Genomic DNA, 427 nt, shown 5'->3' with positions numbered 1-427 from the left:
GCACCAGTACAAACGGTAATGGCAGATATTAATCAGAATGGTACTACTAGGGTGGAATATACGAGTGAAACAGAGCATTCAGAAAGTGTATCTCATTCGGAAAGTACATCAGCAAGTACTTCTAAATCAATTCAAGAGAGTGTTTCAAGCAGTACTAGTCAATCAATTGAAACATCATTAAGTGAAAGTCGAAGTGGATCGATATCGTTGAGTCAAAGCGGGAGTGCTTCAACCTCATTGAGTGAGAGTGCCTCAGCATCAGTAAGTGCAAGTGAAAGCACCTCAGCATCACTGAGTCAGAGTGAAAGCGCCTCAACATCGCTCAGTCAGAGTGAAAGTGCTTCAACCTCACTGAGTGAAAGCGAAAGTGCTTCAACATCCTTAAGTGCAAGTGAGAGTGTTTCGACATCACTAAGTCAAAGTGAAA

Annotated in this window: 1 pseudogene; it reads left to right on the top strand. The window is 42.2% G+C overall.

What is annotated here, in order from left to right:
- A pseudogene (locus H5S10_RS02800) lies at positions 1-427 on the top strand (hypothetical protein); the annotation flags it as partial.

Origin of the sequence: Limosilactobacillus balticus (assembly GCF_014145615.1) — a bacterium.
GTDB classification, from domain to species: domain Bacteria; phylum Bacillota; class Bacilli; order Lactobacillales; family Lactobacillaceae; genus Limosilactobacillus; species Limosilactobacillus balticus.
This window is presented reverse-complemented; position numbering and strand designations above follow the sequence as displayed.